The following is a 24,227-nucleotide window of genomic DNA, read 5'->3' as shown; positions in this document are numbered from 1 at the left end:
TGATTGCATTTCCAGGGAACGCCTGGTTCCCTGGATCTCCGTTCGTTTTATTTATTCGTAGGCGAGCGTGAAGAGCGCGTGCGACTCGACCTTACCGGCAGTGGTTTTATCCAATGCGTAGTACTGGCCGCCATAGATCATGGTCGCCCCACGAGCGTCTTCCGTTCCGGAGACATCGAAGAAACGACCAGTCGAACCCACCGGCAGCGCGGTGCCGTCGGAATTGACCAGTTGAACCGACACATTCGTAGCCGCGCCATCTCCCGCGGCCTCGTTTTTCAGCGTGAGCGTGTCGGGATCTACGTTTTCCATTTCGAAGTGAGCGGCGACCTTGTTGACCTCTGCAGCACACTTCGAAACCTTGATTTCAAAGGACGTCGAACCAGCAACATTTCCTCGCGCCGCGAGTGCGCTCGTAGAAACTCTCGGCAGTTGCACGATTTGGTCTTTGCTGTCGGCGTCGATTGTGCACGTGTTGGTGGTCAGTTCACCTTTGAAATTGACCTTCCCCTGATCGATCGACTGCGCAAACTCCGCAAATGCGCTCTGCGCCGCGACAAAACCCAACAATGCCGCAGCAGCGAAACTTACGACCTTCTTCTTCACTCAATACTCCTGCTCAAGTAATGAAAGTACGCCGACCTCGTCGGCTCAATCCATGAGATGGCACGTCGAATGACGACGGAATCTCATCGGGACCCAACAGAATCCCCGACGATGTTAGCGATCGCCTCCTCAATGCGGTATCTGACAAGTCTCAAAACGGGATAAATAGCGAAATTTCCATTCTCGGAATGGAACTTTTTTAACATTCGATGTCGAAATTGGCTCACCACCACACGCCATGCAAGTCATCAATGATTTCGTTTTTCCTGACTTGTCCCATTCGATTCGCTCTGTGCTGGAGCAGAGGGCGGACGAGACGCCATCGTCCTTGCGGCTGCGAGCGCGCGCGCCACGAGGCTCCCGTCTGCCGCCCCTCGTTACAGAGCTTCAGCCCGGATTGCGCTCCGTTCGTTCTCGCAACAGGAAGCACCACTGGCGCTGCAACTTTGATCAATTCTTCCGGGATGAAACCGCGCGCACGGCGGACCCGAAAAATATTGAATCCCGCTCAAAAGACGCCGGCCGCGTCAAATTCACCATTCATCATTTAATGATTTTTTTATATTTGGAATAGCCTAAGTTCCGTGAATCAAACTGAATCGTTAATTTTTGCAATCCGATCGAGCCGGCCGCGCGTTTTCTCGAAAATCATGCTTGTCGCATCGTCGATCGCCGTCGTCTCGGCGTTCGTGTCTCACGCTCGCGCAAGCGACTACAACGTCGCCATCGGAGACGGCTATCAAGGCCTGTCCCGTACGCCGACAGGCCCAGGATTCGGTTTTCTATTCGACGCAACGCGCAGCGGCGGCGCCTATTCAATCGGCCCGGGCCTGAGTTTCGAGGTTCCCCTGGGCGCCGTTTCGCTGACGGCCGCCGGCAAGGCCCTCTATGTCCGATCCGCCGATGGTCGAAGCGGGTTGGCGACTCCCGTCGGCGTCATCGCCCGCATTCGCACCACGCCGTCGCTGTCGCTCGTCGGGCGAGCGTTCTACACGCCTCGCTCGGCTTTCAACGCAGGGCTCGGCGCCTACACACAAGCCTCGGCAGGCGTTCGCTGGGCGTTCAAGCCGATCAATCTCGAGGCGGGATGGCGCTACGAGGAACTCAAGGGGCGCAACGGCGCGCAGAACACCCGTTTGACGAACGGCCCGTACATCGCGGCCGGGTTTTCATTTTGATGGGCACGCCCATCGAACGGATAGGCATGCGAAGCATCCCGCACGCCGGTCCCCGCTGGAAGCGGCATGCTGTTCGTCTTGTCGCCTCGTGTGCGGCGTAGGAAAGAGAGACGCGAGCGGCTCGAACAGTCGTCGACATTCCCGATTGAAGACGCCAACTGCGCTCTATGCTTCGTCGAAGATCGCCATCGGAATCACATCGTTTCCACTCGGAGGAACCGGACATGAAGAAGATTGTCGTTGCAATTTCCCTATCGACATTGTCGATCGTCTATTCGCACGCCGAGGCCGCGTCGATGGCCGTTCCGTGTCGAGCCGACGCGCATCGCGATTTAACCGACACGCTCGCGTGTTACAGACAAACGGTGGAAAGCCAGCCGTTGAACTATACGATGACGAGCATCGTGCAACTGCCCGGGGTCGAACAGCGAACGTACCGGCTTGTTTCGCAATCGTGGTCGCCGGAGCAGCTCGTGCAACCCGACGCGTGGCTGCACGATGTCACGCTGTACATCCCTCAGGACGCGCTGCCGCATCGCGCGCTCGTGGTCGCCAATAACGGTACGCGGCATTCCGGTGCCGGGAAAGAGCCCATCGCGCCAAACGATTTCCTGCCGGACACGCTGACGGATATCGCCAGGAACACGCGCGCGGTAGTCGTTTCGGTGAGCGATGTGCCCAATCAGCTTTTGACCTACACGGACGACGGCAAGCCGAGAGCGGAAGACGATAGCGTGGCGCACAGCTGGACTCTTTTCATGCAGTCGCCGCATACGCGCGCCGCCATGCCGTTACACGTGCCGATGGCGGCGTCCGTCTGGCGCGCGATGTCGCTCGCGGAACGCGAACTGACCGCGCTCGGCATTCGTCGCTTCATCGTCTCGGGCATTTCGAAATGTGCTTGGACCACCTGGCTCGCGCTCATCGGCGACAAACGCATCGATGCGATCGCCCCCTTCGCGATCGATCTGCTCTCGACGCGCGAAGCGCTCGACAACATGTATCGGTCATACGGCGGGAATTGGCCGCTGGCTTTCTATCCGTATTACACCGATGGTATCGACCAAACTCTCGACAGCCGGGCGTTCGGATCGCTGATGCAGATCGAAGATCCGCTGTCGTATCTAGGCACGCGGCACGGCTCGCGCCTGACCGTTCCGAAGTACATCGTCAACGCAAGCGGCGACGATTTTTTCGTGCCGGACAATTCGCGTCTCTATTTCGACAAGCTTCCCGGCACGAAGGCACTGCGCATGGTGCCAAATTCTTCGCACTCCGATATTCGCCGTGCCACGCGCGATTCGCTCATCCCCTTCGTTAAACGCATTCAGCACGGCAAGCCCCTGCCGCAAGTAGATGCGGTGCAGACCGAAATGAACGGTCAAACGATACTTCGGCTGCGCACGTCGGAACGACCCAGGCAGTTGCTGCTGTGGCAAGCGACGAATCCACAGGCGCGCGATTTTCGTTACGCGTGCGGCATCCGCTATACGTCGTCGCCCATCGCGACGGCCAGCGCCCCATCGCAGCAGTTGGTTCTCGCTCGGCCGACAAGCGGATGGCGCGCCTACTTCGTCGAAGCGACATTCGACGACGGATTCATCGCGACGAGCCAGACGTATATTCTCGGCGACGGCTACCCGGACGCGGCTCCTCCGCAAATCGGCGACGGCTGCCGAACGTTACCCGGTCGCGATACACACTCATGATTTCGGAGCCGAGCGGCGCAAGCAGAAGTCGATCGACATCTGCCTGCCGCTGCTCGCCCGGTGCTTCCTGGCGCGCTACCAGCTGTACGACGCGCCTGCGCCCCACGTCGTCGACGCCGCGCTGATGCCCGCCCCCAACCGAACCTTCAGATTCTGTCCGATGCGAGCCGACGCGCCGACTGCAACGGCCTGATATCCGAGATAGCCGCCCGTCCCGACGCCGATTGAAAACGTCTTGCCGGCGTCGACGTCCGGAATCATTGCAAGCGCGGTGGCAGCCGCGATGCCGCTGTACGCGTAACGGGCGACTTCGCGCAGCTGCCGGAAATTGACGGCATCGGTGTCGTGCCATCCATTCGCCACGTTGGTGATGTTGCGCTCACCGCCGTCCGAACCAACCGACACCGAGTTGTCGCGGTCCGCAATCGACCCCTGCCCCAGCGCGACCGAATTCGAGCCCGCCGCCTGCGAGCCGGCGCCTAACGCCATACTGTGCTCACCCGTCGCCGATGCATTGGCTCCGAGTGCGATGCTTTGATTGCCCTGCGCCGAAGCATTCCCGCCGATTGCGACACCTTGATCCCCCGAAGCATTTGCATTCCAGCCGGCCGCGACGCCTTGTGAGCCGATGGCCTGCGCGCCGGCACCCAGTGCGGTGCTTTGCTGACCGGTCGCCGCTGCGTTGGCGCCGTTCGCGGTGCTGTTGCTGCCGGTCGCTTGCGAACCTTGGCCGGTTGCCGTGCTCGATTCGCCCGATGCGGTGGCATCCTGGCCCGTTGCCGTGCTGTTGTCACCCGTCGCTTTCGAGCCTTGACCCGTCGCCGTGCTTGATTCACCCGATGCGGTGGCGTCCTGACCCGTTGCCGTACTGTTGTCACCCGTCGCTTGCGAGCCTTGCCCCGTCGCCGTGCTCGATTCGCCCGACGCCTTGGCATCCTGACCCGTTGCCGTACTGTTACCACCCGTCGCTTGCGAGCCCTGACCCGTTGCCGTGCTTGATTCACCCGACGCGGTGGCGTCCTGGCCCGTTGCCGTACTGTTGTCACCCGTCGCTTGCGAGCCTTGACCCGTCGCCGTGCTTGATTCGCCCGACGCCTTGGCGTCCTGACCCGTTGCCGTACTGCTGTCGCCCGTCGCTTGCGAGCCTTGACCCGTCGCCGTGCTCGATTCACCCGACGCGGTGGCGTCCTGACCCGTTGCCGTACTGTTGTCGCCCGTCGCTTGCGAGCCTTGACCCGTCGCCGTGCTTGATTCGCCCGACGCGGTCGCATCCTGGCCCGCTGCCGTACTGTTGTCACCCGTCGCTTGCGAGCCTTGACCCGTCGCCGTGCTCGATTCGCCCGACGCCTTGGCGTCCTGACCCGTTGCCGTACTGTTATCACCCGTCGCTTGCGAACCTTGGCCCGTTGCCGTGCTCGATTCGCCCGACGCGATGGCGTCCTGACCCGTCGCCGTGCTGTTGTCACCCGTCGCTTGCGAACCTTGACCCGTTGCCGTGCTCGATTCGCCCGACGCGGTCGCATCCTGGCCCGCTGCCGTACTGTTGTCACCCGTCGCTTGCGAGCCTTGGCCGGTCGCCGTGCTCGATTCGCCCGACGCCTTGGCGTCCTGACCCGTTGCCGTACTGTTGTCACCCGTCGCTTGCGAACCTTGGCCCGTTGCCGTGCTCGATTCGCCCGACGCGATGGCGTCCTGACCCGTCGCCGTGCTGTTGTCACCCGTCGCTTGCGAACCTTGACCCGTTGCCGTGCTCGATTCGCCCGACGCGGTGGCGTCCTGGCCCGTTGCCGTACTGTTGTCACCTGTCGCTTGCGAGCCTTGACCCGTCGCCGTGCTGTTACTACCCGATGCGTGCGAGCCTTGACCCGTCGCCGTACTACTACTGCCCGTCGCCTTCGAGCCCTGCCCCGTTGCCGCGCTTTGGCTGCCGGACGCCTGCGCATTGTTACCCAGCGCGGTGCTTTGCGAGCCCGATGCGTTCGACCCCGCCCCTACCTCGACACTCTGCGCGCCCGATCCAGGATGGGTCGACGTCTGTGCGACGCTCGGCGCGGACCATGCAGCGAGAAGAAGCGTGACGAGCGCCGCATGCTGCGTCATGACGGACCGCGAAGGCTTTCGCCTTCCTCGTCGGCTCGCCGTACTATTTCCGCGTCGATCAATCTTGTAGCTCACGATTCAATCCTTTAGTTTTACTGAATTAGTCATAGAGTCGATCTATCCAATTCCCCGTACTGCTTGATCGGGCAATCGAACGATCCGCATGTGCCGAGGCGTCACGAAACCCCGTCGTCATTCCACCGCAGTCGATCCGGCGCGACACATCATTTGCAAATCACGGGCATCGGGTGATGCAGGCGCCGGCGGCAACGAGCGTGGCGCGTGCGAAACGTCCCGTCACTACTGGCGCTTAATGGTTCCCACCATGAGTAAGGCGACTCGCCTCGATAAGTCACGCGGCCATACAATTTGCATAACTAAACTAAATGCAATTTCTCGCACCTCTCGATCGAGTGCCTGTCCATCTCGCAGAAAAAATCGGAACCTCATTCGCACGACACATGACGTACTGCCGACATTCCGACTTCTTCAATCAAACGAGTTAGAGCCGATCGATCGCATCATAACGACAGAAATTCGGCGAAGACATAAGACAAGTTCGGTTTTGGATCAGTGAAATCAGCCTCATTGGCCCCACTATTCATCCGGAATCCGCAACGCAACACGAATCGCGCACTTCTTCTTTTTATCGATTCCCTGCAGACGAGAAATACCCGTTCCCCATCGCGACGAACACCACCTTTCGAACCCGTCCGATCGCCTTACGCTGGAGGACGTGGGACACTTTTCATCCACCGACGGCGCGAGGCCGTTCGACACCTCGAATACAGACGGCCGTTGGCGTTGACCGACGAAACACGAATGGCCGGCATGAGCCCTGCATCATGAATACATCCATCTCGACGAATTCCCCAAAATCGAAATCGCTTGTTCACCGCCTGTCGGCGCGACTGCACGCTCTTATCACGGCACGGAAGTGCGACGACCTTCTCGCTTGGAAGACACGCAACGAATTGGAGCGCCTGCTGCCCCTCGGCACGCCGATGACGCATGTAGGTTGGCATCTCGGCCCGCCCCATCGGACTGTCGAGCATCCGGGAGGCTACGTCACCTGGGTTTTCCGGAGCAATGGGCAGTGGCTTCGCGAACCCGGTCGACTTCTGATGTGGAGCGCTCAAAGCCGCTCGCTGAGATTGACCTTCGATCGCGAGCAGTTCCTTGCCCAAATGCAGCTTGATTGAAGCGTCTGCGTGCGTCTGCGAAATTTCATCGAACAAACCGACGCCCACCCACTCTTCACTCGATAACGAAGCACCCACGCGATTCCGGGCACGGCGGTTTTTCGGACATACCGCGATCCGCGTGACGATCGAGTCCTGATGCATGCGCGGCTCGGCCTAAAACGATTCGCCGCATCAATTTCGTCAAGGAAGAATGCGTCACATCACGGCGCGACGCCGCGGGTTTCTGCCTGGCTTGTCGCCCCGGCGCCGACGCTCGCCGTCGCAATAGATCCACGGCCCGCCATTACCTCGGAGGACTTCGGCATCCATGTCGATACGTCAAACGCACATCTGGATTGTCGGCTTCGTGTTCGCGTTCATGCTTGCGATGTCGGGACCGCTCACGTATACGGTCCAGACGAGCGTCAGCGTCGACAAGAAAATGAATCCCGCACCTGAAGAAACGGCTGCATTCCACGCCAAGTCTGCGGAGACGCCGAGCGTGTCCGATGTCGACCGGACGCATATACATCGCCGCATCGATCCAGCCCGGCCTCCGGCAGATCGCCTTGATGAATTGCCGATGCATCTTGCCAGCATCGGCGACGACGAGCCATTGCCGAGCGGCCCGCTTCCTCCCGGCCCTCTACCCGATACGAGCTTCTCCCCTTTTCCATTTCAGCTGGGCGTCGAAGCGTCGAGCCACGTCGGGCTGCCGATATCAGCGCCGCCCTCGCCGATACAAGCACGTATCGAGGCGCGCACACTCGACGGCACGCCGTCCGATGCAGGCAGGCCGCGACTGAGCGAGTCCGTCGACACGCCGCCCTCCTTTTATGCGGATATGGTCGCGCAAGCGATGGACGAAGCAACGCACGATGCGATCGTGATCGTGAAACCACGCTGGGACGCCACGGCGCCGGCGAGCACGCCCGCAGAATCGCGTGACGCCTCCATCGATACGAATGCGCCGATTTTCTATGCCGACATGTTGACTGCTTCGATGTACTCGTCGATCGCATACGAACGCGCGCCATCGGCGCCGCGCCTATGGACGCGGCAGGCAGTGGACATCGCGTGGACGAACCTGTTCGCCCGCGAACTCCCTGCGACGTCGATGCAAACTGCTGCTGCGCCATACGTCGCCTCATTCGATGCAACGCTGCAAGCGGAGCCGTTCGATCTGGCGCAATGGAACGAGCCGGATGAGGCCCATGCCGATATGCCGCGATTCGAGCTGGATGGGCAAAACGATAGCGCGCCGCCACCCGCACCCACAGATGCGTTGTCTTCCGGCGCTCAATCGACAAAGACGGACTCCACGCCAGACTCGAACATCGAGCCAGCCGAATCGACGCTCGTCACTCACTTCGAATCGGCCGACGAGCACGTCGCGGCTGTCTGCAACCGGCCGCGCGGATTCGATGCGCCGCCCACGGATGCGCAAGCTATCGCCTTCGGTAGCTCCGGAATGGAAATGCTCGTCACGGAGCAGTTTGCGCGATCGGCGCGCACCGCGTACGACAACGCGCGCGAACGTGATCGTGATTGCCCGACCGCGTTCGTCAATCCGATCGCCTTGCCGCAAGCGTCGAATCACGTCGATTCGGACGAGGATTCAAGGCGGTTCACCCTTCTTCGCCGATTCGCGAGCGACCTGTTCCCCGGTGCATTTGCGACATCTGACGAGACGCGCATGCACTGAGAATCGTGCCGCGACGGCGGCATCCCGTCGGCGCAGCAGGATCGACCATCCGCGCGCCGCGACGCCTCATGCCGATGGCCGGCATCGGGCCGGCTCTCGCGGCGACAGAAGATCAAGCGCGCAATCGCAGCGGAATGGCAAGAGCAAAATCAGACCGATCTGATTGATCGGCGCTTCTCATTCACGCAAGATCAATTCCGGGCCACCTTCGGGTTGAGGTGGCCGCGCCAAGGGTAAGCGCTCGCCCTTGGCCGTTTCCATCCGTTTGCCCTCACGTCCGCTGGACGTGAGGGCTTTTTTTCCACGATTCGTTCCCGTCATGCATGGGACGTCACGCATGCGTCGCCATATCGTGCGAGTTGGAGATTTCGCGAACCCTCCATAAAGCATAGGAAGGCGAATAAATTGAACTCGTCCGATTTCCATGTCTCTCATTTTCGTGCAGAGTAAAACTCCGTGCACCACCTGGTCACGGCACACTCGTTGTCTCTAGCTTTCCCCGCGTCTCCGCAAGGGACGCGGGGCTTTTTCTTCGGTCATGCGGCCACGCCAGTCGTTCTGCGCACCATATCGACATCTCGCATGGCATCGCGGTCATTCGGTGTATGGATAATCCGTCTCCGCTACCTTCCGTCGGCACGACAATCATTTCCTTCATGCACCGCGCAGGCCGCACGCGGTCATGGCCTTCCGCTTTTTGCAGATGCGTCGAGCGCGCGAAATGAAATCGCCCGCCTTTTCCGGTGTGAGAGCGACCGAAGTCCGAATCGCGATTGAACGTCGCGCCACGCGCCAAATGCAATCCGCCGATACGCGGCGCATGCGGCGGCAACGCCCACCAGTCGCACGTCGACGCGCCGAATGGTCGATTCGCCGCGAACCGACGCGACACATGCGTGCTTCACCGCACGCCTTGCATCAAACTCGTCGCCGACAACCACTCGCCGCCGGGTCGACGGCTCCCGAGCGGCATTTCTCCCGAACGCTACCCGTCATCTGCTTCACGATTTTTCGCGTCATCTGCTGCTTGAGACGAAAAGCCGCGCGAATTAACCTCGGCTGATCGAAACAGAGGATTTGCCCGGCATCGGCTGCGCGTCGAATCAAGCGACGGCCAAGCGATCCATGACGCGTCGCGTGAAATCTCGTTCACGCCGCCGTGCCCGGCGGCTGGCCGAACACCACTCGCTTCGTCTTCACAAGACGCAACGCATCGTTCAGACCGATGACATGCGCGGCACGATGTTCAGTTGCCCATGGCAAGCGCGTCGGATATCGCGGTCGCGGCATGTCGTCGTCAGTTGGCGCGACGGCCTCGCCTGCCGGATTTTCGAGAACGAGACAAGGACACGATGAGCGAAATCTCCACGAACGTGACGGACGTCCACGACGCCGCGCATCACATACCGACCGGCTGGCGCCGCTGGCTGTTCGCGACGAATCACAAGGACATCGGCACGCTGTATCTGCTGTTTTCGGTCATCAACCTGATGATCGGCGGCGTGATGGCGCTCATGATCCGCGCGGAGCTGTTCGAACCCGGCCTGCAGCTGATGCGGCCGGAATTCTTCAATCAGCTGACGACGGAGCACGGATTCATCATGATCTTCGGCGCGATCATGCCCGCGTTCGTCGGCCTCGCGAACTGGATGATCCCGCTGCAGATCGGCGCGTCCGACATGGCATTCGCGCGAATGAACAATTTCAGCTTCTGGCTGCTGCCGGTGTCGAGCGCGCTCCTGATCGGCTCGTTCTTCGTGCCGGGCGGCGCGCCGGCCGCCGGCTGGACGATGTACGCGCCGCTCTCCACGCAGATGGGCCCGGGCATGGACTTGTCGATCTTCGCGATTCACATCGCCGGCGCGTCGTCGATCATGGGGGCGATCAACATCGTCGTGACCGTGGTCAACATGCGCGCGCCCGGCCTCACGCTGATGAAGATGCCGATGTTCGCGTGGACGTGGATCATCACGTCGTTCCTGCTGATCGCGATCATGCCGGTGCTCGCGGGCGCGGTGACGATGGTGCTGTTCGACCGGCATTTCGGCACGTCGTTCTTCAATGCGTCGGGCGGCGGCGATCCGGTTCTGTATCAGCACATCTTCTGGTACTTCGGCCATCCCGAGGTCTACGTGATGATCCTGCCCGGCTTCGGAATGATCTCGCAGGTGATTCCCGCGTTCGCGCGCAAGCCGCTCTTCGGCTATGCGTCGATGGTGTACGCGACCGCATCGATCGGCATCCTGTCGTTCATGGTCTGGGCGCACCACATGTTCGTGACCGGCATGCCGGTCGCCGGGCAATTGTTCTTCATGTATGCGACGATGACGATCGCGGTGCCGACGGGCGTGAAGGTGTTCAACTGGGTCGCGACGATGTGGCGCGGCTCGCTGACGTTCGAAACGCCGATGCTGTTCTCGATCGGATTCATCTTCGTATTCCTGATCGGCGGCCTGACCGGCGTCACGCTCGCGATGGCGCCGTTGAACGTCGCGCTGCACGGCACCTATTACATCATCGCGCACTTCCATTACGTGATGGTCGCCGCGTCGCTGTTCAGCATCTACGCGGGCTGGTATTTCTGGGTGCCGAAGTGGACCGGCTACTTCTACGACGAGCGGCGCGGCAAGATTCACTTCTGGGGATCGATGATCTCGTTCAACGTGACGTTCTTCCCGATGCACTTCCTCGGCCTCGCGGGCATGCCGCGCCGCTATGCGGACTATCCCGCGCAATTCACCGACTTCAACCAGATCGCGACGATCGGCGCATTCGCGTTCGGGCTGATGCAGGTGTACTTCCTGTTCTGGGTCGCGCTGCCGACGTACATGGGCAAGACGCGCCGCTGCACCGACGCGAAGCCGTGGGACGGCGCGCAAGGTCTCGAATGGACGCTGCCGAGCCCGGCGCCCTACCATTCGTTCGAAACGCCGCCCGTGGTGAAATGACCACCCGCTCATCGGCGTGGCGGCATCCGCGCGGCGATGCGAGCGCGCGGCGCGATCGGTCCGATCGCGGCCCTGCTCCGTGCTCCGACGCATTCGCGCATCCGCGACGCACGCCGCTCGAAGCCGAGCGCCGCCACGTCTGGATGCTGCGGCGCAACTGCGCGCTATCGCCGCGCCAGTCCTTGCTGTCGATCGGGCTCCTGGCCGCGCTCACGCTGGCGGTCGCGACGCCGTTCGCGATCTCCGGCGCATGGGCGGTGTTCGCGTGCGCGATCGCCGAGATCGTCGTGATCGGCGGCTGCTTCCTGCTGTATGCGCGCCATGCGGTCGATTACGATTGCATCGCGCTGACCGAGCACCGTCTCGAAGTGATTCAACGCTGCGGCGCCGAACTTCGACGTTACGAATCGAATCCGCTGTGGGCGACCGTGGAGCTCGACAACGAACGCGATCCCCGGATACGGATTCGGTACAGAGGCGAGGCGGCCTCCGTCGGACAGCACGTCACGCTCGCGCAACGGCGGTGCGTCGTGCGGGAGGTGAATCTGGCGCTTGCAGAGATGAAGCGGCGCATGCCGCGTGTCGACGCCGCGCGCCCTGAACGGCCGCCGCGCGATCCGGCTTGATTCGACGATCGCGCGGCTCGCAATGGCGAGTTCGACAATCGAATCAGTCCGTGTTCACCTGCAACGCTGCCGCGTACGCCGCTCAAAGCGGGTGCGCGGCGCCTGCCTGTTGCAGCAGCGACACGGCGACCGGATCGGGCATGCCGTTGGGGTCGATCGCGCCCGCACCCGCGAGCGCGCCGAGATCACCGTCGACGCCCGCTTGTCCGACGAAAAACGGCGTCGTCAGGAACGCCGGCGTCGCGAACGCAACCTCATAGCGCTGCTGGAGATTCGCGACGACTGCCGTTTGCGCGGCCAGCACGTCCGTCTGATTCTCCAGCACCTGCTGGAAGCGCGAGTTGTTCGGCAGATCCCCGATCAGGCGGGCCGTATTCGTGCCGAGCTGCGCAGCGAGGTAGACGAGCAGCAACTCGGTTTCGGGCGTCGTATTGAACGTCCCGCCGGCATAGGCGAGCGAGTGCAGGCTCGTGCCTCCGGAGGTCACGGTGATAGTGCAAGGAAGCGTCGCATCGAACGTGATGCTGTAGTGGCCGCCGCCGTCCGACAGCGTGGCGGCCGAGCCCTGCGTGCAGTCGACGTTGACCGCCGCGCTCGCGAGCGCCCGGCCGGTGGCGGCGGTGCCGGACAGCGTGACGGTCTGCACGCCGTTATTGTTGAAACACCCGTCGAAACCGAAACATGCCTCGCCGCCGCACGCGTGGAGCGTTGCAAGCGATGCGACGCAAAGTGCGCCCAGCGCCGGGCGAATGACGCGCGCGTTGTGAATGTTCATGGCCGCTGCAGTCGCTAGAAGGAGGAAAAGTCGACCGGTTTCGCGCCGGGAAGCGAGCGCTACGTCCAATTCTAGGTCCTGGGTCGAGAAAGCGCTCGCCGCGCCGATCTCGATCGTGACCGTATTTTGCGCTCGCTCCACGAGGCGCCCGTGCGGCCGGGCAATCGCAATGGCCGTGCTAGATTTGCCACGCGCGGCGCCAACGCGCCGCGACGCCGGATTCGTACTCCACGTTCGCCGTCGCATCGCGCGGAGCGGCCGCCGTATCGGCGATTTCCGTACGATGCGACGGCCGCAAGCAACCGCCGAAACGGCGAGCTCGGGTTCAACGGCAACGTATCGACGCCGCGTGCGCCTTTTCCGAGAACCAACGACTGCCGTAGGCTGTCGCAATAGCGTGGCGAGCCGTGGTTCTCCAGCGTCGGTCGACAAGACGCAAGTCGTACCTGACGTGCTCCGCGGGGCCGCTCCGGACAAGATGTCCTTGGCCGACTACATCGCTGGAATAGCCGCCTTTTGAACGGATGCGCGCCGCCGTCGATCAACTGTTCGGAGAGTTCGCCTCTTGCAGGACGGATTCGATTCGTCGCGGCTCGCGGCGGCAAGCCGAATTGCCCGACGCCATCGCACCCTTTTTCCGCTACAGTTTCCGCTACAGTAAAAGCACCGGCCTCGAATACGGCCACGACGCAGTGACGCTTTCATCAAGCACATGGAGCCATGATGAACCCTCCACAAGCCTATACCGCCGACGCGCCCACACGCCCGGAAGTCGACTCGCTCGCCGGAGCCACCGTCATCGAGTTCGGTGCGAACTGGTGCGGCATCTGCACGGGCGCACAGCCCGCGATTCGCGATGCGTTCTTGCCGCACCCCGATGTCCGCCACCTGAAAATCGAAGACGGCCCCGGCCGCCCGCTCGGCCGCTCGTTCGGCATCAAGCTCTGGCCGACGCTGGTGTTCCTGCGCGATGGCGTGGAGGTCGCGCGCGTCGTTCGCCCGGTCAGCGCCGAGCAAATCGAATCCCACGGCTTCGCCGCGCTGGAATGAGCCCACCGGCACCCAATCATCATGCAACAGTCGATTCAACACATCGCCGTCGAGGCGCGCGGGCGCGGCCTCGTCGAGTTCACGCCGCAGGCGCGCGCGTTCGTCGATCAGCAGTCGATCCGCACCGGCCTGCTCACCGTGTTCTGCCGGCACACGTCCGCTTCGCTGCTGATCCAGGAGAATGCGGACCCGTCGGTGCAGCGCGACCTGGAACGCTACTTCGCCGAACTCGCCCCCGAGGACGATTCGCGCTACGAACACGCAACCGAAGGCCCGGACGACATGCCCGCGCATCTACGCGCGGCGCTGACTCAGGTGCAGCTGTCGATTCCCGTCGAGCACGGGCGCATGGTGCTCGGCACGTGGCAAGGCATCTATCTGTTCGAGCATCGCCGCGACATCGTGCTGCATCTGATCGGCGAATGAACGTGCGTGCCGTGCGGCATCGCGGAAGCACCGCCGCGCATCGCGAAGCCGGCCGCGCGCGGTTGGGTGCGGCAACCTGCTGACTCCGGGCGCATGTCGGGGATGCATCGGCATCCGCTTGCCATCGAGACGCGGCCGGACACGCCGACCTTCAGGCCGAGGCCGGCTTTCCGCCGGGCCGGCCCTCAACAGGTTCGCGGCGACAGCCCAGCCGGCTCTTGCGCGGCAAGCGCCGTGAAGTCGGGGTCACGCGCCGAATGACGGCCAAATCTCGGCGCCGCTCACGGGCGACGAACCAACCCTGATCGACCCGTGAGTGGCGCGCCCGGCGCGGACCGACACATAAAAGTGCCGGCTTGCCTTGTCACGCAGACAGCGTCGGCAGCCGCGCCGCGTCGACAATCTCACCGGCGAAGTCGCGATGAATTCAGTTCGGCGCACGGTTCGCGCAGGCAAGGCCCGCGGCGCTGGTCGGCGGCCGGCCCGATCGGCCCGAGTTCACGTCACATTGCCCCTTGCAACGACGCGATCAGCGGGCACGACACGTTGCCCTCGTTCACATGGCAGGCCCCCACCAATTGCGCCAGGACCGCCTCCATGCGTGCGAGATCCGCGATTTTCGCCCGGATGTCGTCGAGCTTGCGCTCGGCCAGGCGGCTCGCTTCCGCGCAATACGGGCCGTCGTCGAGCTTCAGCAGTTCGGCCACCTCGTCCAGGCTGAACCCGAGCCGCTGGGCCGACTTCACGAACCGAACCCGCGCGACGTCGGCCGCGCCATAGCGGCGAATGCGGCCGTATGGCTTGTCGGGTTCATTCAGCAGCCCTTTGCGCTGGTAGAACCGGATCGTTTCGACGCTGACATCCGCCGCCGCGGCGAAAGCGCCGATCGTCAGATTCCCCGTTTCAGTCCCCATGCCCGTTGACTCCGTACTTAAGTACGGAACTAACCTTACACCATCGGAAGACAATTCGAATAAGAGTAGTCGCATGCCTCGGTCGCGGTCGCAGTCGCGGTCGCAGTCGCGGGGGCGCCGGCGTCCGGCGCAATCGCGGTCCTGCTCGCGTCGACGAGTGGCCTCGGCCCGCCGGCATCCGCGGCGCTGAACGTTCCAGGCGCGTGGCGCGACCGATGGGCCGCGATGATGTCGCATCGCCCGCTATTCGTCGACATGGCGCCGCATGTGTTGTCCCTCGCTTCGCGATGGATCTTCCGTGCGGCCCAGGCCCGCCGGTCTCCAGTCGAGCGACGTGTGCGCATCGCCGCGCGCGAAAGGCGGCGAAAGGCGACGAAACGTGCCGGCGATGAGAAAACCTCGATGGATCGTCGGTCCCGGCCGCGCCCATCGACACTCCGTCCCGGTCCGCGACGAAAGCCGTCATGCTGCCCGCGCCTCACGGAACATGGGCGGCATGCCCGAGCGTCATCGATCCCGCGCGCTTCGGCGCATCGTCTCGCCGACGGCACGCCGCGAAACTGGGAGCCTCGAGATTTCGGACCGACGTGGCTGATTGAAGCGGCGCGAACGTCCTTGCCCCTGATCGCAAGAAGAAGGAGGGTACGCATGATCCCAATGAAAAACGCGCTGCGCGTGGCCGTGATCGGCAGCGGCGCCGCCGCGACGGCCGCGGCGCTGAAGGCCGTCGAGCGCGGCGCTCGCGTGACGCTCGTCGAGCGCGGCACGATCGGCGGCACTTGCGTCAACGTGGGCTGCGTGCCGTCGAAAATCCTGATCCGCGCGGCACATATCGCGCAGTTGCGCCGCGAAAGCCCGTTCGACAGCGGCATCCTTCCAGGATCTCCGGCCATTCTGCGCGATCGGCTGCTGGCTCAGCAGCAGGCGCGCGTCGACGAACTGCGGCGCGCAAAATACGAGACCATTCTCGACGGTCATCCGGATATCACGGTGCTGCAAGGCGAAGCCCGATTCCTCGATGGAAACCGCCTGGCGGTCAGGCTGAATGCAGGCGGCGAGCGCGAAGTGCCGTTCGACCGCTGTCTGATCGCAACGGGCGCGCGCCCCGCGATTCCGGCCGTTCCCGGTCTGGCCGGCACGCCATACTGGACCTCGACGGATGCGCTCGCGAGCGACGCCATTCCGGCGCGGCTCGCTGTCATCGGCTCGTCGACGGCGGCCGTCGAACTTGCGCAAGCCTTCGCCCGGCTGGGCAGTCGCGTGTCGATCCTCGCGCGCCACACGCTGTTCTTTCGCGAAGATCCTGCGATCGGGCAAGCGTTGACGAATGCATTCCGCGCCGAAGGAATCGACGTGCGCGAGCACACGCATGTCGATCGCGTCGGCCATGCCAACGGCGAATTCGTGCTCGGCACGGAAAACGGCGAGCTGCGGGCCGACCGGTTGCTGATCGCAACCGGCCGCACGCCGAATACCGAAGAACTCGCGCCGGCAGCGGCCGGCATCGCCGTCGACGCACAAGGAGCCGTCGTGGTCGACGAGCGCATGCGCACTGGTGTCCCGCATATCTACGCGGCCGGCGATTGCACCAGCCAGCCGCGCTTTGTCTATGTCGCGGCGGCAGCCGGCACACGGGCGGCGATCAACATGACGGGAGGCGATGCGGCGCTCGATCTGGACATCTTGCCGGCTGCCGCGTTTACGGACCCGCAAGTGGCGACCGTCGGCTACGACGAAGCGCGCGCTCGCCGAGCCGGCATCGCGACCGACAGCCGCACGCTCTCGCTCGAGCACGTGCCGCGCGCGTTGGTCAACTTCGACACGCGCGGCTTCATCAAGCTCGTCGCCGAGGCCCGTACCGGCAGGCTGCTCGGCATGCAGGCGGTCGCGCCCGAAGCGGGCGAACTCATTCAGGCCGCGGCGCTCGTCATCCGGTCGCGGATGACCGTGCGGGAACTGGCCGATCAGCTGTTCCCCTACCTGACGATGGTGGAGGCCCTGAAGCTCGCGGCCCAGGCCTTCGCCAAGGACGTGGCGCGACTCTCGTGCTGCGCCGGATGACCGGGAGGCAATCGTGAATATTGATCGCTATGCGACTGACCTTATCGATCGCTTGACGCAGGCCGATCGGCCCGAAGGCTTCGGCCAGCTATTCGTCGCGCTCTTGCGCGAGCTGGCGAAGGGAAGTCCCGTATCGCCCGCCGCGCTTGCCGCGGCGCTCGCATGGCCTCGCGAGCGCGTCGCGGCGATGCTGGGTCACGCCGTCGATATGGAATGGGACGATGACGGCAACGTAGTCGGGTACGGGCTCACGCTGCGACAAACAGCGCACGCGCTCGATGTCGGCGGCCGGCGCCTGTACACGTGGTGCGCATTCGATGCGTTTTTTTTTCCCGATGTTGATCGGCCAAACGGCGCACGTCGTCTCGCGCTGTGCCGCAACCGGCGAGCCCGTCACACTGACCGTCGCCGCGAAGCAGGGTGGCTTGCTAAATGTCGAGCCGGCCGGCGCGGCCGTGTCGCTCGTGTCGCCGTGCGGCAGCGGCCCAATCCGAGCGGCGTTCTGCTGCCAGGTGCATTTCTTCGCCTCCGCCGAGATCGGACGAGCGTGGGCATCAACGCAACCGGGCGTCGACATCGTCGATGCTCGCATGGCATTCAACGTGGGATACGCGTGCGCGCAACACTTGCTGCAAGCCGTGCGAGGGCGGCAGCCCGGCGGCGGATGCCATGAGGCGTTCGAACGATCGTGAGTCGCGCGCCGGGCTGTGCGTACGGCTGCCTTGCCGCTCTGTTTGCGTCGCCCGCGGGAGCACCGTGACGTGAGACGGCGTCGGCGCGCAGATTCGTTCGACGTGAATGGAATAGGGCGAAGCTCGCGTCCGCCGCGGAAACCCCGTCTTCAGGCGGCAATGCCATCCGATCATCATCGGATGGGATAGTCCGCACCTGTAATGACCCGCCCCGTACTGGCAACCATTCCGCAAACTGTATCGGTACTGTACTGCCATCGTCCACTAAACTCGCTTCGTCATCCTTGCTTTGTCCCGGACGAAGAGAGCACCACCATGAACTACCTCACCGTCAGTGCGCTGCCCGCCGGCATGCTGTTCGCGCTCGTCACCTCGATCACCCCCGGCCCGAACAACACGATGCTGCTCGCGTCCGGCGTCAACTTCGGCTTTCGCCGCACGCTGCCGCACATGTTCGGCATCAGCGTGGGCGTCGCGATTCTGATGCTGTCGGTCGGCTTCGGCCTCGGCGAAGCGTTCAAGCGAATCCCCGTGCTCTATGCGCTCCTCGAAACCGCCAGCATCGTCTACCTGCTGTATCTCGCATGGCGCATCGGCACGTCAGGCGAAGTGCGCGCTCACCACGGCAAGTCGCGCCCGATGACGTTCGTCGAGGCGATCGCGTTCCAATGGGTCAATCCGAAAGCATGGATGATGGTGCTGACCGCCGCGACGACGATCCAGCTCTCCGCGGACTACGGCCGCAACGCCGTCTGGATGGCGCTCGTGTTCGTCTGCGTCGGCCTGCCGAGCATCAGCATCTGGGCCGCGTTCGGTCAGGGGCTGCGCGGCTTCCTGTCGAATCCGCGCTGGCTGCGCGCGTTCAACATCACGATGGCCGCGCTGCTCGTTCTGTCGCTTTATCCGATGCTCGCCAAGGTGGCCGGCCACTGAAGCCACTGAAACGCCTCGCCCGTTGTGATCCGATCCGGTAAAGCGTACGCTTTCCTTCCGGACGTCGGTTCGCTGCCCCGCGAACCCGTCCCGGCCGGGAGAACGCAGATGAAGCCACTGCTGAAAGCAGGCGATCGGATCGAAGGCCTGCATTGGGTCGCGGAGTATCGCCATCGCGTGCACCTGATTCGCGTGCTGCGCGAGCGCGTCGAAGTGGGCACTTACGGCGCGCCGTCCGCGCTGTTCGGCGACGAGGAAGAGATGGGCGCATCGACGCCCGCCGATCACCGCAGCCGCGAAGCTGCATTGCGCGCGTACCTTCGCCACTTCGCGAAGGTCCACGACGCCGAGGAATGACGGGGCGCGAACACGCCGCCCCGTCGATCTTCGCAGCGGCTCGCGCCGATCATGCCGAACGCGCCGGCGCGTCCGGCTCTACGTCGCGCAGCGCCGCTGCGCGCTTGACCATCAGCGCACCCGCCGCGATCAGCGCCGGCACGGCGAGCATCGAAAAAATCGTGCCGAATCCGAGCTGCGCCTGCAGCAGCAAGCCTCCCGAAAACGCTCCCAGAATCCCGCCGAAGCGCCCGACGCCTAGCATCCACGCTACGCCCGTCGCGCGTCCGCTCGTCGGATAGAACGCCGCCGCGAGCGCCGGCAGCGACGATTGCGCGCCGTTCATGCAAACGCCCGCGACGAACACGACGGTCGCCAGCAGCGCGAGATGCCCGGCCTGCAATCCGATCATCCATACGAACAGCGCCGTCAGCGCATACGTGAACGCGATCACGCGATGCGGCTCGAAGCGGTCCATCAGCCAGCCGGTCGCAATCGCGCCGATGCCGCCGCCGAGCGGAAACAGTGCGGTGACGAGCGCCGCGTCGCGCACGGTGAAGCCGGTGTCGCGAATCAGCGTCGGCAGCCAGCTCGTCAACAGGTAGTAGACGAGCAGCCCCATGAAGTAAGTGAGCCACAGCATCGCGGTGCCCGCGCGATAGCGCGGCGACAACACGACGGCCGCCCCCGAACGCCGCTGCTCGCCGCGTTCGTCGGGCAGCACGAAGCGCACGCCGTCGAACGTCGTGCCGGGCGCGATCCTGCGCAGCACCGCGGCGATCCGCTCGTGCGGCGCGCCGCGCAACACCATGAAGCGGATCGACTCCGGCAGCGCGATCAGCAGCGCGCCGAGCAGGAGCGGCGCAACGCCGCCGACGACGAACACGCTGCGCCAGCCGTGATCCGGAATCAGCGCGGCGGCGACGAGGCCGCCCGCCGACGAGCCGAGCGTGAAGCCGCAGAACATCGTGTTGACGAGGAACGAGCGTTTCGCGTGCGGCGCGTACTCGGCCATCAGCGTCGTCGCGTTCGGCATCGCGGCGCCGAGTCCGAGCCCCGTCAACAGCCGCAGCACCGCAAGCTCCGTCACCGATTGCGTGAATGCGCAGCCGATGCTGAAGAGTCCGAACAGCACGACCGAGCCGACCAGCACGCGCTTGCGGCCGATCCGGTCGGCGAGCGGCCCCGCCGTGAGCGCGCCGAGCGCGAGGCCGACGAGCGCCGCGCTCATCACCGGGCCGAGCGCGGCCTTCGCCACGTGCCATTCCTGGCCGAGGGCGGGCGCGACGAAGCCGATCGCGGCGGTGTCGAAGCCGTCCGCCGCGACGATCAAAAAGCACAGGATCAGAATCAGCCACTGATAGGGCGAAAAGCGCCGTTCGTCGATGAACTGCTGCACATCGAGCTGGCGCGCGAGGTGGGTCATTGCTGTCTCCGTTGGGTTTGTAATCGACGCGTTCGCGTCCCGCGCCGATGCGATGCCGGCGCATGTCGTCGCGCACGGGCGGCGGCCGTTCGGCGCGCCGCCCGTGCGGTGTGTCGTTTCTTGCTCGTGTCTCTTGTGCCTCTCGCGTCTCTTTTGTCGCTAGCGTCTCGCTTGTCTCTTGCACCGCGCGGCGTCAGGCCGCGTCGTCTTCGCTGAAGATGCGCTGCGCGAGGTGAAATGCCGAATTCGCTGCAGGCACGCCGCAGTAGATGGCGGTCTGCAGCAACACTTCCTTGATCTCGTCGCGCGTCACGCCGTTGTTCTTCGCTGCGCGCAGATGCAGCGCGAGCTCTTCGCCGCGATTGAGCGCAACCATCATCGCAATCGTCAGCAGGCTGCGCGTGTGGCGCGGCAGGCCTTCGCGCGTCCAGATCTCGCCCCATGCATAGCGCGTGATCAGGTTCTGGAACTCTTCGGTCAGCTCGGTGCGATTCGCGAGCGAGCGCTCGACGTGCGCATCGCCGAGCACCGCGCGGCGCACCTTCATGCCCGCTTCGTAACGTTGGTCGTCATTCATCTCGATGCCCTCGCGTCACGCCGTCAGGAAATCGGTCAGCGTGCGATTGAAGCCGTCCGCGCATTCGATGTTCGAGATGTGCGCGCAGTCGAATTCGACGTGCTCCGCCCCCGCGACCGCGGCGGCGAGCGCGCGGCCCTGGTCGGGCGGCGTCGACATGTCGTGCGCGCCCGTCACGACGAGCGTCGGCACGCGAATGCCCTTCACTTCGTCGCGCAGATCGGCGGCGTTCAGCGCGTCGCAATTCGCCGCGTAGCCTTCCTTGTCCGTGTGATTAAACGTGTCGCGAATCACATCGATGAGGCGCGGCTCGCGCTCGAAGAACGCGGCCGTGAACCAGCGCGGCAGCACCGCGTCGGCGAGCGCCACCATTCCTTCGGCGCGCGCCTGTTGCGCGCGCGGCCCCCACACTTGCGGCGAGCCGATTTTCGCGGACGTATTCGACAGCACCGCGCGATCGATGCGGCTCGCATGGCGCGCGGCGAGCGCCGCGCCCGTGAGGCCGCCCATCGAGATTCCGCAGAAATGCGCGCGCTCGATCCCGACGTGGTCGAGCAGGCCGATCACGTCGCCCGTCAGTTGCTCGATCGAATACGAGCCGGCCGGTGCGTCGGAGTGACCGTGACCGCGCGTGTCGTAGCGCAGCAGGTTGAAGTGCGCCGTCAGCGGGCCGATCTGCGGCGCCCACATCGACAGGTCCGCACCAAGCGAATTCGAGAACACGAGCCACGGTGCGCCGGCGCGCGTCGCGCGGTCGATCCGGTAATGCAGCCGCACTCCGTTGACTGATGCGAAAGGCATGGGAATCTCTCCTTAGTGGCGGCTCGCATGGAGCGCGAGCACGGCGTCGACGTAGGCATGCGCCTCGCCGACGTAATGAGCGGGATCGAGCAACTGGCGCAGCGCGTCGGGCGCGATGTGCGCCGCGACGTCCGGATCGGCGGCGAGCACGTCGTGCAGCGGGCGGCCGCTGCGCACGGCTTCCTTCGATGCGCGCTCGACGAGATGATGCGCGTCGAGCCGGCCGATCTTGTCGCCGAGCGCGAGCATCACCGCTTCGCCGAGCACGAGGCCGTGCGTCGCGTCGAGATTCGCGGCGAGACGCGCGACGTCGACGTTCAGGCCGGCGACGATCTGCGCGACCTGCGCGAGCGCGCCGCCCGCGAGCCGCGCGAGTTCGGGCAGCGCGTCCCATTCGGCCTGCCAGCCGCCGAGCGCACGCTCGTGCTCCTGAACCATGCCGGCGAACACGGTGGAGACGAGCCCCGGCGCGCGCACGGCCGCGGTCAGCACGGCCGCGCAGCCGACCGGGTTGCGCTTGTGCGGCATCGTCGACGAACCGCCCTTGCCGGCCGCGGCAGGCTCGGCGAGTTCGCCGATCTCGGTCTGCATCGACAGCGAAACGTCGCGCGCGATCTTGCCGAGCGTGCCGATCAGCATCCCGAAGCAAGCCGCCGTCTCGGCGATCCGGTCGCGCTGCGTGTGCCACGGCACGGCCGGCAGCGCGAGCCGCAAGTCGTCCGCGAGCGCGCGCGCAACCGCCGGCGCCGCGTCGCGCAGGCTCGCGAGCGTGCCCGCCGCCCCGCCGAACTGCAGCGCGAGCGTGCGCTCGCGCAACGCGGCGATACGCTCGCGATGACGAAGCAGCGCGTCGAGCCATTGCGCGAACTTCAATCCGAGCGTGATCGGCAGCGCCTGCTGCAGCCACGTGCGGCCGATCATCGGCGTCGCGCGATGCGCGGCGGCGAGCGTCGCGAGCGTCGCGCACGTGTCGCGCAGCAGCGGCTCGAGCCAGTCGAACGTGTCGCGCAGCTGCAGCACCGTCGCCGTGTCGATGATGTCCTGGCTCGTCGCGCCCCAGTGCACGAATTTCGCCGCTTCGGCGTCGCGCGCCTTCACGCGCGCGGTCAACTGCCTGACGAGCGGAATCGCGAGATTGCCGCCGAGCGCCGCGTCGCGCATCAGCGCCTGCGCGTCGAGCGCGTCGGCCGTGCACGTCGCCTCGATCGGCTGCACCGCGCTCGCCGGAATCACGCCGTGCGCGGCGAGCGCGCGGGCAAGCGCCGCTTCGACGTCGAGCATGCGCTGCAACGTCGCGCGCGGCGACCAGATCTGATTCAGCGATTCGCTCGCACAGATGAGGGAGGTCAGGCGGGCGCTGTCTTCGAGCATGGGATCGATCGGAAGAAAACGGATTGCGCTTATTGTCCACCGAAGCGCCGAACGGCGCGCGCTCGTCCGTTCGGCCAACCTCGGCGACACGCCAGGCGGCCGGGCGGGACGAACGCGTGCGGCGCCGCGCGCCGCCGCGTTATGCGGCGGCCTTCTGCGTCGCGTCGACGAGCGGCACGCCCGTGAGCTTCTGCAGCTCGTCGAACGAGATGCCGGCGAAGATCTCGCGCACGGCGAGCCCGTCGCTCGTCACGTCGAGCACCGCGAGATCGGTGTAAATGCGATCGACGCAGCGCACGCCCGTCACCGGATACGAGCATTGCGCGACGATCTTGCTTTCGCCCTGCTTCGTCAGGTGCTCCATCATCACGAACACCTGCTTCGCGCCGATCGCGAGATCCATCGCGCCGCCGACCGCGGGAATCGCATCGGGCGCGCCCGTATGCCAGTTCGCGAGATCGCCTTTCGCGGATACCTGGAACGCGCCGAGCACGCAATAGTCGAGATGGCCGCCGCGCATCATCGCGAACGAATCCGCGTGATGAAAGTACGCGCCGCCCGTGAGCAGCGTCACGTGCTGCTTGCCGGCGTTGATCAGTTCGTCGTCCTCTTCGCCCGCCGCGGGGGCCGGGCCCATGCCGAGCAGGCCGTTCTCGCTGTGCAGGAAGATTTCCTTGCGCGGATCGAGATGGTTCGCGACGAGCGTCGGCACGCCGATGCCGAGGTTCACGTACGCGCCTTCGGGAATGTCTTGCGCGACGCGCTTGGCCATGTCGTCGCGGGTCAGTCGTTTCATCGTGCTCTCCTCG

General features: G+C 64.5%; 21 protein-coding genes and 2 pseudogenes. 14 read left to right on the top strand and 9 right to left on the bottom strand.

Going from position 1 to position 24,227, the window contains the following annotated elements:
* Nucleotides 1-51: 51 nt before the first annotated feature.
* Nucleotides 52-606 (bottom strand): fimbrial protein, encoded by a 555-nt coding sequence (locus WS78_RS31230; protein WP_038745851.1) that lies wholly within the window; start codon nucleotides 604-606, stop codon nucleotides 52-54.
* Nucleotides 607-844: 238 nt separating this feature from the next.
* Here WS78_RS31230 and WS78_RS36660 point away from each other — a divergent pair, with 238 nt between their 5' ends.
* From WS78_RS36660 to WS78_RS31220, 3 genes are all read left to right on the top strand, one after another.
* Complete coding sequence (locus WS78_RS36660) at nucleotides 845-1,180, top strand: hypothetical protein (RefSeq protein ID WP_156437374.1); 336 nt, start codon at nucleotides 845-847, stop codon at nucleotides 1,178-1,180.
* Nucleotides 1,181-1,190: 10 nt separating this feature from the next.
* Nucleotides 1,191-1,784: a YfaZ family outer membrane protein gene (locus tag WS78_RS31225; protein ID WP_226377266.1), complete on the top strand. Its 594-nt coding sequence runs from the start codon at nucleotides 1,191-1,193 to the stop codon at nucleotides 1,782-1,784.
* A 224-nt stretch (nucleotides 1,785-2,008) separates the two neighbouring features.
* Entirely contained in the window at nucleotides 2,009-3,493 is a 1,485-nt protein-coding gene (locus WS78_RS31220) for a PhoPQ-activated pathogenicity-related family protein (protein WP_059576875.1), read from the top strand.
* 75 nt (nucleotides 3,494-3,568) lie between these two features.
* On the opposite strand, the gene WS78_RS31215 is transcribed toward WS78_RS31220, so the two are convergent.
* Nucleotides 3,569-5,593 (bottom strand): YadA family autotransporter adhesin, encoded by a 2,025-nt coding sequence (locus WS78_RS31215; RefSeq protein WP_059576878.1) that lies wholly within the window; start codon nucleotides 5,591-5,593, stop codon nucleotides 3,569-3,571.
* An 845-nt stretch (nucleotides 5,594-6,438) separates the two neighbouring features.
* Between WS78_RS31215 and WS78_RS36655 the strand changes: the two genes are divergently transcribed.
* The 4 genes from WS78_RS36655 (at nucleotide 6,439) to WS78_RS31190 (ending at nucleotide 12,056) form a co-directional block, all read left to right on the top strand.
* Entirely contained in the window at nucleotides 6,439-6,795 is a 357-nt protein-coding gene (locus tag WS78_RS36655) for a hypothetical protein (protein WP_156437375.1), read from the top strand.
* Between the two features lie 310 nt (nucleotides 6,796-7,105).
* Nucleotides 7,106-8,482: a hypothetical protein gene (locus WS78_RS31205; protein WP_226377265.1), complete on the top strand. Its 1,377-nt coding sequence runs from the start codon at nucleotides 7,106-7,108 to the stop codon at nucleotides 8,480-8,482.
* Nucleotides 8,483-9,834: 1,352 nt separating this feature from the next.
* Complete coding sequence (gene ctaD, locus WS78_RS31195) at nucleotides 9,835-11,430, top strand: cytochrome c oxidase subunit I (RefSeq protein ID WP_038747552.1); 1,596 nt, start codon at nucleotides 9,835-9,837, stop codon at nucleotides 11,428-11,430.
* Complete coding sequence (locus WS78_RS31190) at nucleotides 11,427-12,056, top strand: DUF2244 domain-containing protein (protein WP_052145061.1); 630 nt, start codon at nucleotides 11,427-11,429, stop codon at nucleotides 12,054-12,056. Before ctaD ends, WS78_RS31190 begins: the two co-directional genes overlap by 4 nt.
* Nucleotides 12,057-12,138: 82 nt before the next feature.
* Here the strand turns inward: WS78_RS31190 and WS78_RS31185 are convergent, their stop codons facing one another.
* Nucleotides 12,139-12,831 (bottom strand): hypothetical protein, encoded by a 693-nt coding sequence (locus tag WS78_RS31185; protein ID WP_059576880.1) that lies wholly within the window; start codon nucleotides 12,829-12,831, stop codon nucleotides 12,139-12,141.
* Nucleotides 12,832-13,554: 723 nt separating this feature from the next.
* Here WS78_RS31185 and WS78_RS31180 point away from each other — a divergent pair.
* Both WS78_RS31180 and WS78_RS31175 read left to right on the top strand, forming a co-directional pair.
* Complete coding sequence (locus WS78_RS31180; protein WP_038747585.1) at nucleotides 13,555-13,881, top strand: thioredoxin family protein; 327 nt, start codon at nucleotides 13,555-13,557, stop codon at nucleotides 13,879-13,881.
* 21 nt (nucleotides 13,882-13,902) lie between these two features.
* Nucleotides 13,903-14,307 (top strand): secondary thiamine-phosphate synthase enzyme YjbQ, encoded by a 405-nt coding sequence (locus tag WS78_RS31175; RefSeq protein ID WP_059576883.1) that lies wholly within the window; start codon nucleotides 13,903-13,905, stop codon nucleotides 14,305-14,307.
* A gap of 503 nt (nucleotides 14,308-14,810) precedes the next feature.
* On the opposite strand, the gene merR is transcribed toward WS78_RS31175, so the two are convergent.
* Nucleotides 14,811-15,221, bottom strand: coding sequence for an Hg(II)-responsive transcriptional regulator (gene merR, locus WS78_RS31170; protein WP_059576885.1), 411 nt, complete (start codon nucleotides 15,219-15,221; stop codon nucleotides 14,811-14,813).
* Nucleotides 15,222-15,890: 669 nt separating this feature from the next.
* Here merR and merA point away from each other — a divergent pair.
* From merA to WS78_RS31145, 5 genes and pseudogenes are all read left to right on the top strand, one after another.
* Nucleotides 15,891-17,282, top strand: a pseudogene (merA, locus tag WS78_RS31160) (mercury(II) reductase); the annotation flags it as partial.
* A gap of 13 nt (nucleotides 17,283-17,295) precedes the next feature.
* Nucleotides 17,296-17,469: pseudogene (locus WS78_RS38425) on the top strand (organomercurial lyase MerB); the annotation flags it as partial.
* A gap of 91 nt (nucleotides 17,470-17,560) precedes the next feature.
* Complete coding sequence (gene merB, locus WS78_RS38420; RefSeq protein WP_394335890.1) at nucleotides 17,561-17,974, top strand: organomercurial lyase; 414 nt, start codon at nucleotides 17,561-17,563, stop codon at nucleotides 17,972-17,974.
* Between the two features lie 315 nt (nucleotides 17,975-18,289).
* The gene (locus tag WS78_RS31150) at nucleotides 18,290-18,907 is read left to right on the top strand and encodes a LysE family translocator (protein ID WP_038747538.1); all 618 of its coding nucleotides are present in this window, start codon (nucleotides 18,290-18,292) and stop codon (nucleotides 18,905-18,907) included.
* 108 nt (nucleotides 18,908-19,015) lie between these two features.
* A complete protein-coding gene (locus WS78_RS31145) occupies nucleotides 19,016-19,264 on the top strand; it encodes a hypothetical protein (RefSeq protein ID WP_059576888.1) in 249 nt (82 codons plus the stop codon).
* Nucleotides 19,265-19,313: 49 nt separating this feature from the next.
* On the opposite strand, the gene WS78_RS31140 is transcribed toward WS78_RS31145, so the two are convergent.
* From WS78_RS31140 to WS78_RS31120, 5 genes are all read right to left on the bottom strand, one after another.
* On the bottom strand, nucleotides 19,314-20,669 hold the full coding sequence (locus WS78_RS31140; protein WP_038747535.1) for an MFS transporter: 1,356 nt from the start codon (nucleotides 20,667-20,669) through the stop codon (nucleotides 19,314-19,316).
* A 193-nt stretch (nucleotides 20,670-20,862) separates the two neighbouring features.
* The gene (gene pcaC, locus WS78_RS31135; RefSeq protein WP_038747531.1) at nucleotides 20,863-21,246 is read right to left on the bottom strand and encodes a 4-carboxymuconolactone decarboxylase; all 384 of its coding nucleotides are present in this window, start codon (nucleotides 21,244-21,246) and stop codon (nucleotides 20,863-20,865) included.
* A 15-nt stretch (nucleotides 21,247-21,261) separates the two neighbouring features.
* Entirely contained in the window at nucleotides 21,262-22,047 is a 786-nt protein-coding gene (pcaD, locus tag WS78_RS31130; RefSeq protein WP_059576891.1) for a 3-oxoadipate enol-lactonase, read from the bottom strand.
* A 12-nt stretch (nucleotides 22,048-22,059) separates the two neighbouring features.
* Entirely contained in the window at nucleotides 22,060-23,418 is a 1,359-nt protein-coding gene (locus WS78_RS31125) for a 3-carboxy-cis,cis-muconate cycloisomerase (RefSeq protein WP_059576893.1), read from the bottom strand.
* A gap of 139 nt (nucleotides 23,419-23,557) precedes the next feature.
* Nucleotides 23,558-24,214 carry a CoA transferase subunit B gene (locus tag WS78_RS31120; protein WP_038747523.1) on the bottom strand — a complete coding sequence of 219 codons (657 nt, stop codon included), beginning with the start codon at nucleotides 24,212-24,214 and terminating at the stop codon, nucleotides 23,558-23,560.
* Nucleotides 24,215-24,227: the final 13 nt, after the last annotated feature.

The sequence above is a fragment of the Burkholderia savannae genome, from assembly GCF_001524445.2.
GTDB lineage: Bacteria > Pseudomonadota > Gammaproteobacteria > Burkholderiales > Burkholderiaceae > Burkholderia > Burkholderia savannae.
This window is presented reverse-complemented; position numbering and strand designations above follow the sequence as displayed.

What these genes read in the sequence shown, in the direction of transcription:
- WS78_RS36660 (WP_156437374.1), top strand. Translation starts at nt 845, where the DNA reads ATGCAAGTCATCAATGATTTCGTTTTTCCTGACTTGTCCCATTCGATT.
- WS78_RS31220 (WP_059576875.1), top strand. Translation starts at nt 2,009, where the DNA reads ATGAAGAAGATTGTCGTTGCAATTTCCCTATCGACATTGTCGATCGTC.
- WS78_RS31215 (WP_059576878.1), bottom strand. Translation starts at nt 5,593, where the DNA reads ATGACGCAGCATGCGGCGCTCGTCACGCTTCTTCTCGCTGCATGGTCC.
- WS78_RS36655 (WP_156437375.1), top strand. Translation starts at nt 6,439, where the DNA reads ATGAATACATCCATCTCGACGAATTCCCCAAAATCGAAATCGCTTGTT.
- WS78_RS31205 (WP_226377265.1), top strand. Translation starts at nt 7,106, where the DNA reads ATGTCGATACGTCAAACGCACATCTGGATTGTCGGCTTCGTGTTCGCG.
- ctaD (WP_038747552.1), top strand. Translation starts at nt 9,835, where the DNA reads ATGAGCGAAATCTCCACGAACGTGACGGACGTCCACGACGCCGCGCAT.
- WS78_RS31190 (WP_052145061.1), top strand. Translation starts at nt 11,427, where the DNA reads ATGACCACCCGCTCATCGGCGTGGCGGCATCCGCGCGGCGATGCGAGC.
- WS78_RS31185 (WP_059576880.1), bottom strand. Translation starts at nt 12,831, where the DNA reads ATGAACATTCACAACGCGCGCGTCATTCGCCCGGCGCTGGGCGCACTT.
- WS78_RS31180 (WP_038747585.1), top strand. Translation starts at nt 13,555, where the DNA reads ATGAACCCTCCACAAGCCTATACCGCCGACGCGCCCACACGCCCGGAA.
- WS78_RS31175 (WP_059576883.1), top strand. Translation starts at nt 13,903, where the DNA reads ATGCAACAGTCGATTCAACACATCGCCGTCGAGGCGCGCGGGCGCGGC.
- merR (WP_059576885.1), bottom strand. Translation starts at nt 15,221, where the DNA reads ATGGGGACTGAAACGGGGAATCTGACGATCGGCGCTTTCGCCGCGGCG.
- merB (WP_394335890.1), top strand. Translation starts at nt 17,561, where the DNA reads ATGTCGGCGGCCGGCGCCTGTACACGTGGTGCGCATTCGATGCGTTTT.
- WS78_RS31150 (WP_038747538.1), top strand. Translation starts at nt 18,290, where the DNA reads ATGAACTACCTCACCGTCAGTGCGCTGCCCGCCGGCATGCTGTTCGCG.
- WS78_RS31145 (WP_059576888.1), top strand. Translation starts at nt 19,016, where the DNA reads ATGAAGCCACTGCTGAAAGCAGGCGATCGGATCGAAGGCCTGCATTGG.
- WS78_RS31140 (WP_038747535.1), bottom strand. Translation starts at nt 20,669, where the DNA reads ATGACCCACCTCGCGCGCCAGCTCGATGTGCAGCAGTTCATCGACGAA.
- pcaC (WP_038747531.1), bottom strand. Translation starts at nt 21,246, where the DNA reads ATGAATGACGACCAACGTTACGAAGCGGGCATGAAGGTGCGCCGCGCG.
- pcaD (WP_059576891.1), bottom strand. Translation starts at nt 22,047, where the DNA reads ATGCCTTTCGCATCAGTCAACGGAGTGCGGCTGCATTACCGGATCGAC.
- WS78_RS31125 (WP_059576893.1), bottom strand. Translation starts at nt 23,418, where the DNA reads ATGCTCGAAGACAGCGCCCGCCTGACCTCCCTCATCTGTGCGAGCGAA.
- WS78_RS31120 (WP_038747523.1), bottom strand. Translation starts at nt 24,214, where the DNA reads ATGAAACGACTGACCCGCGACGACATGGCCAAGCGCGTCGCGCAAGAC.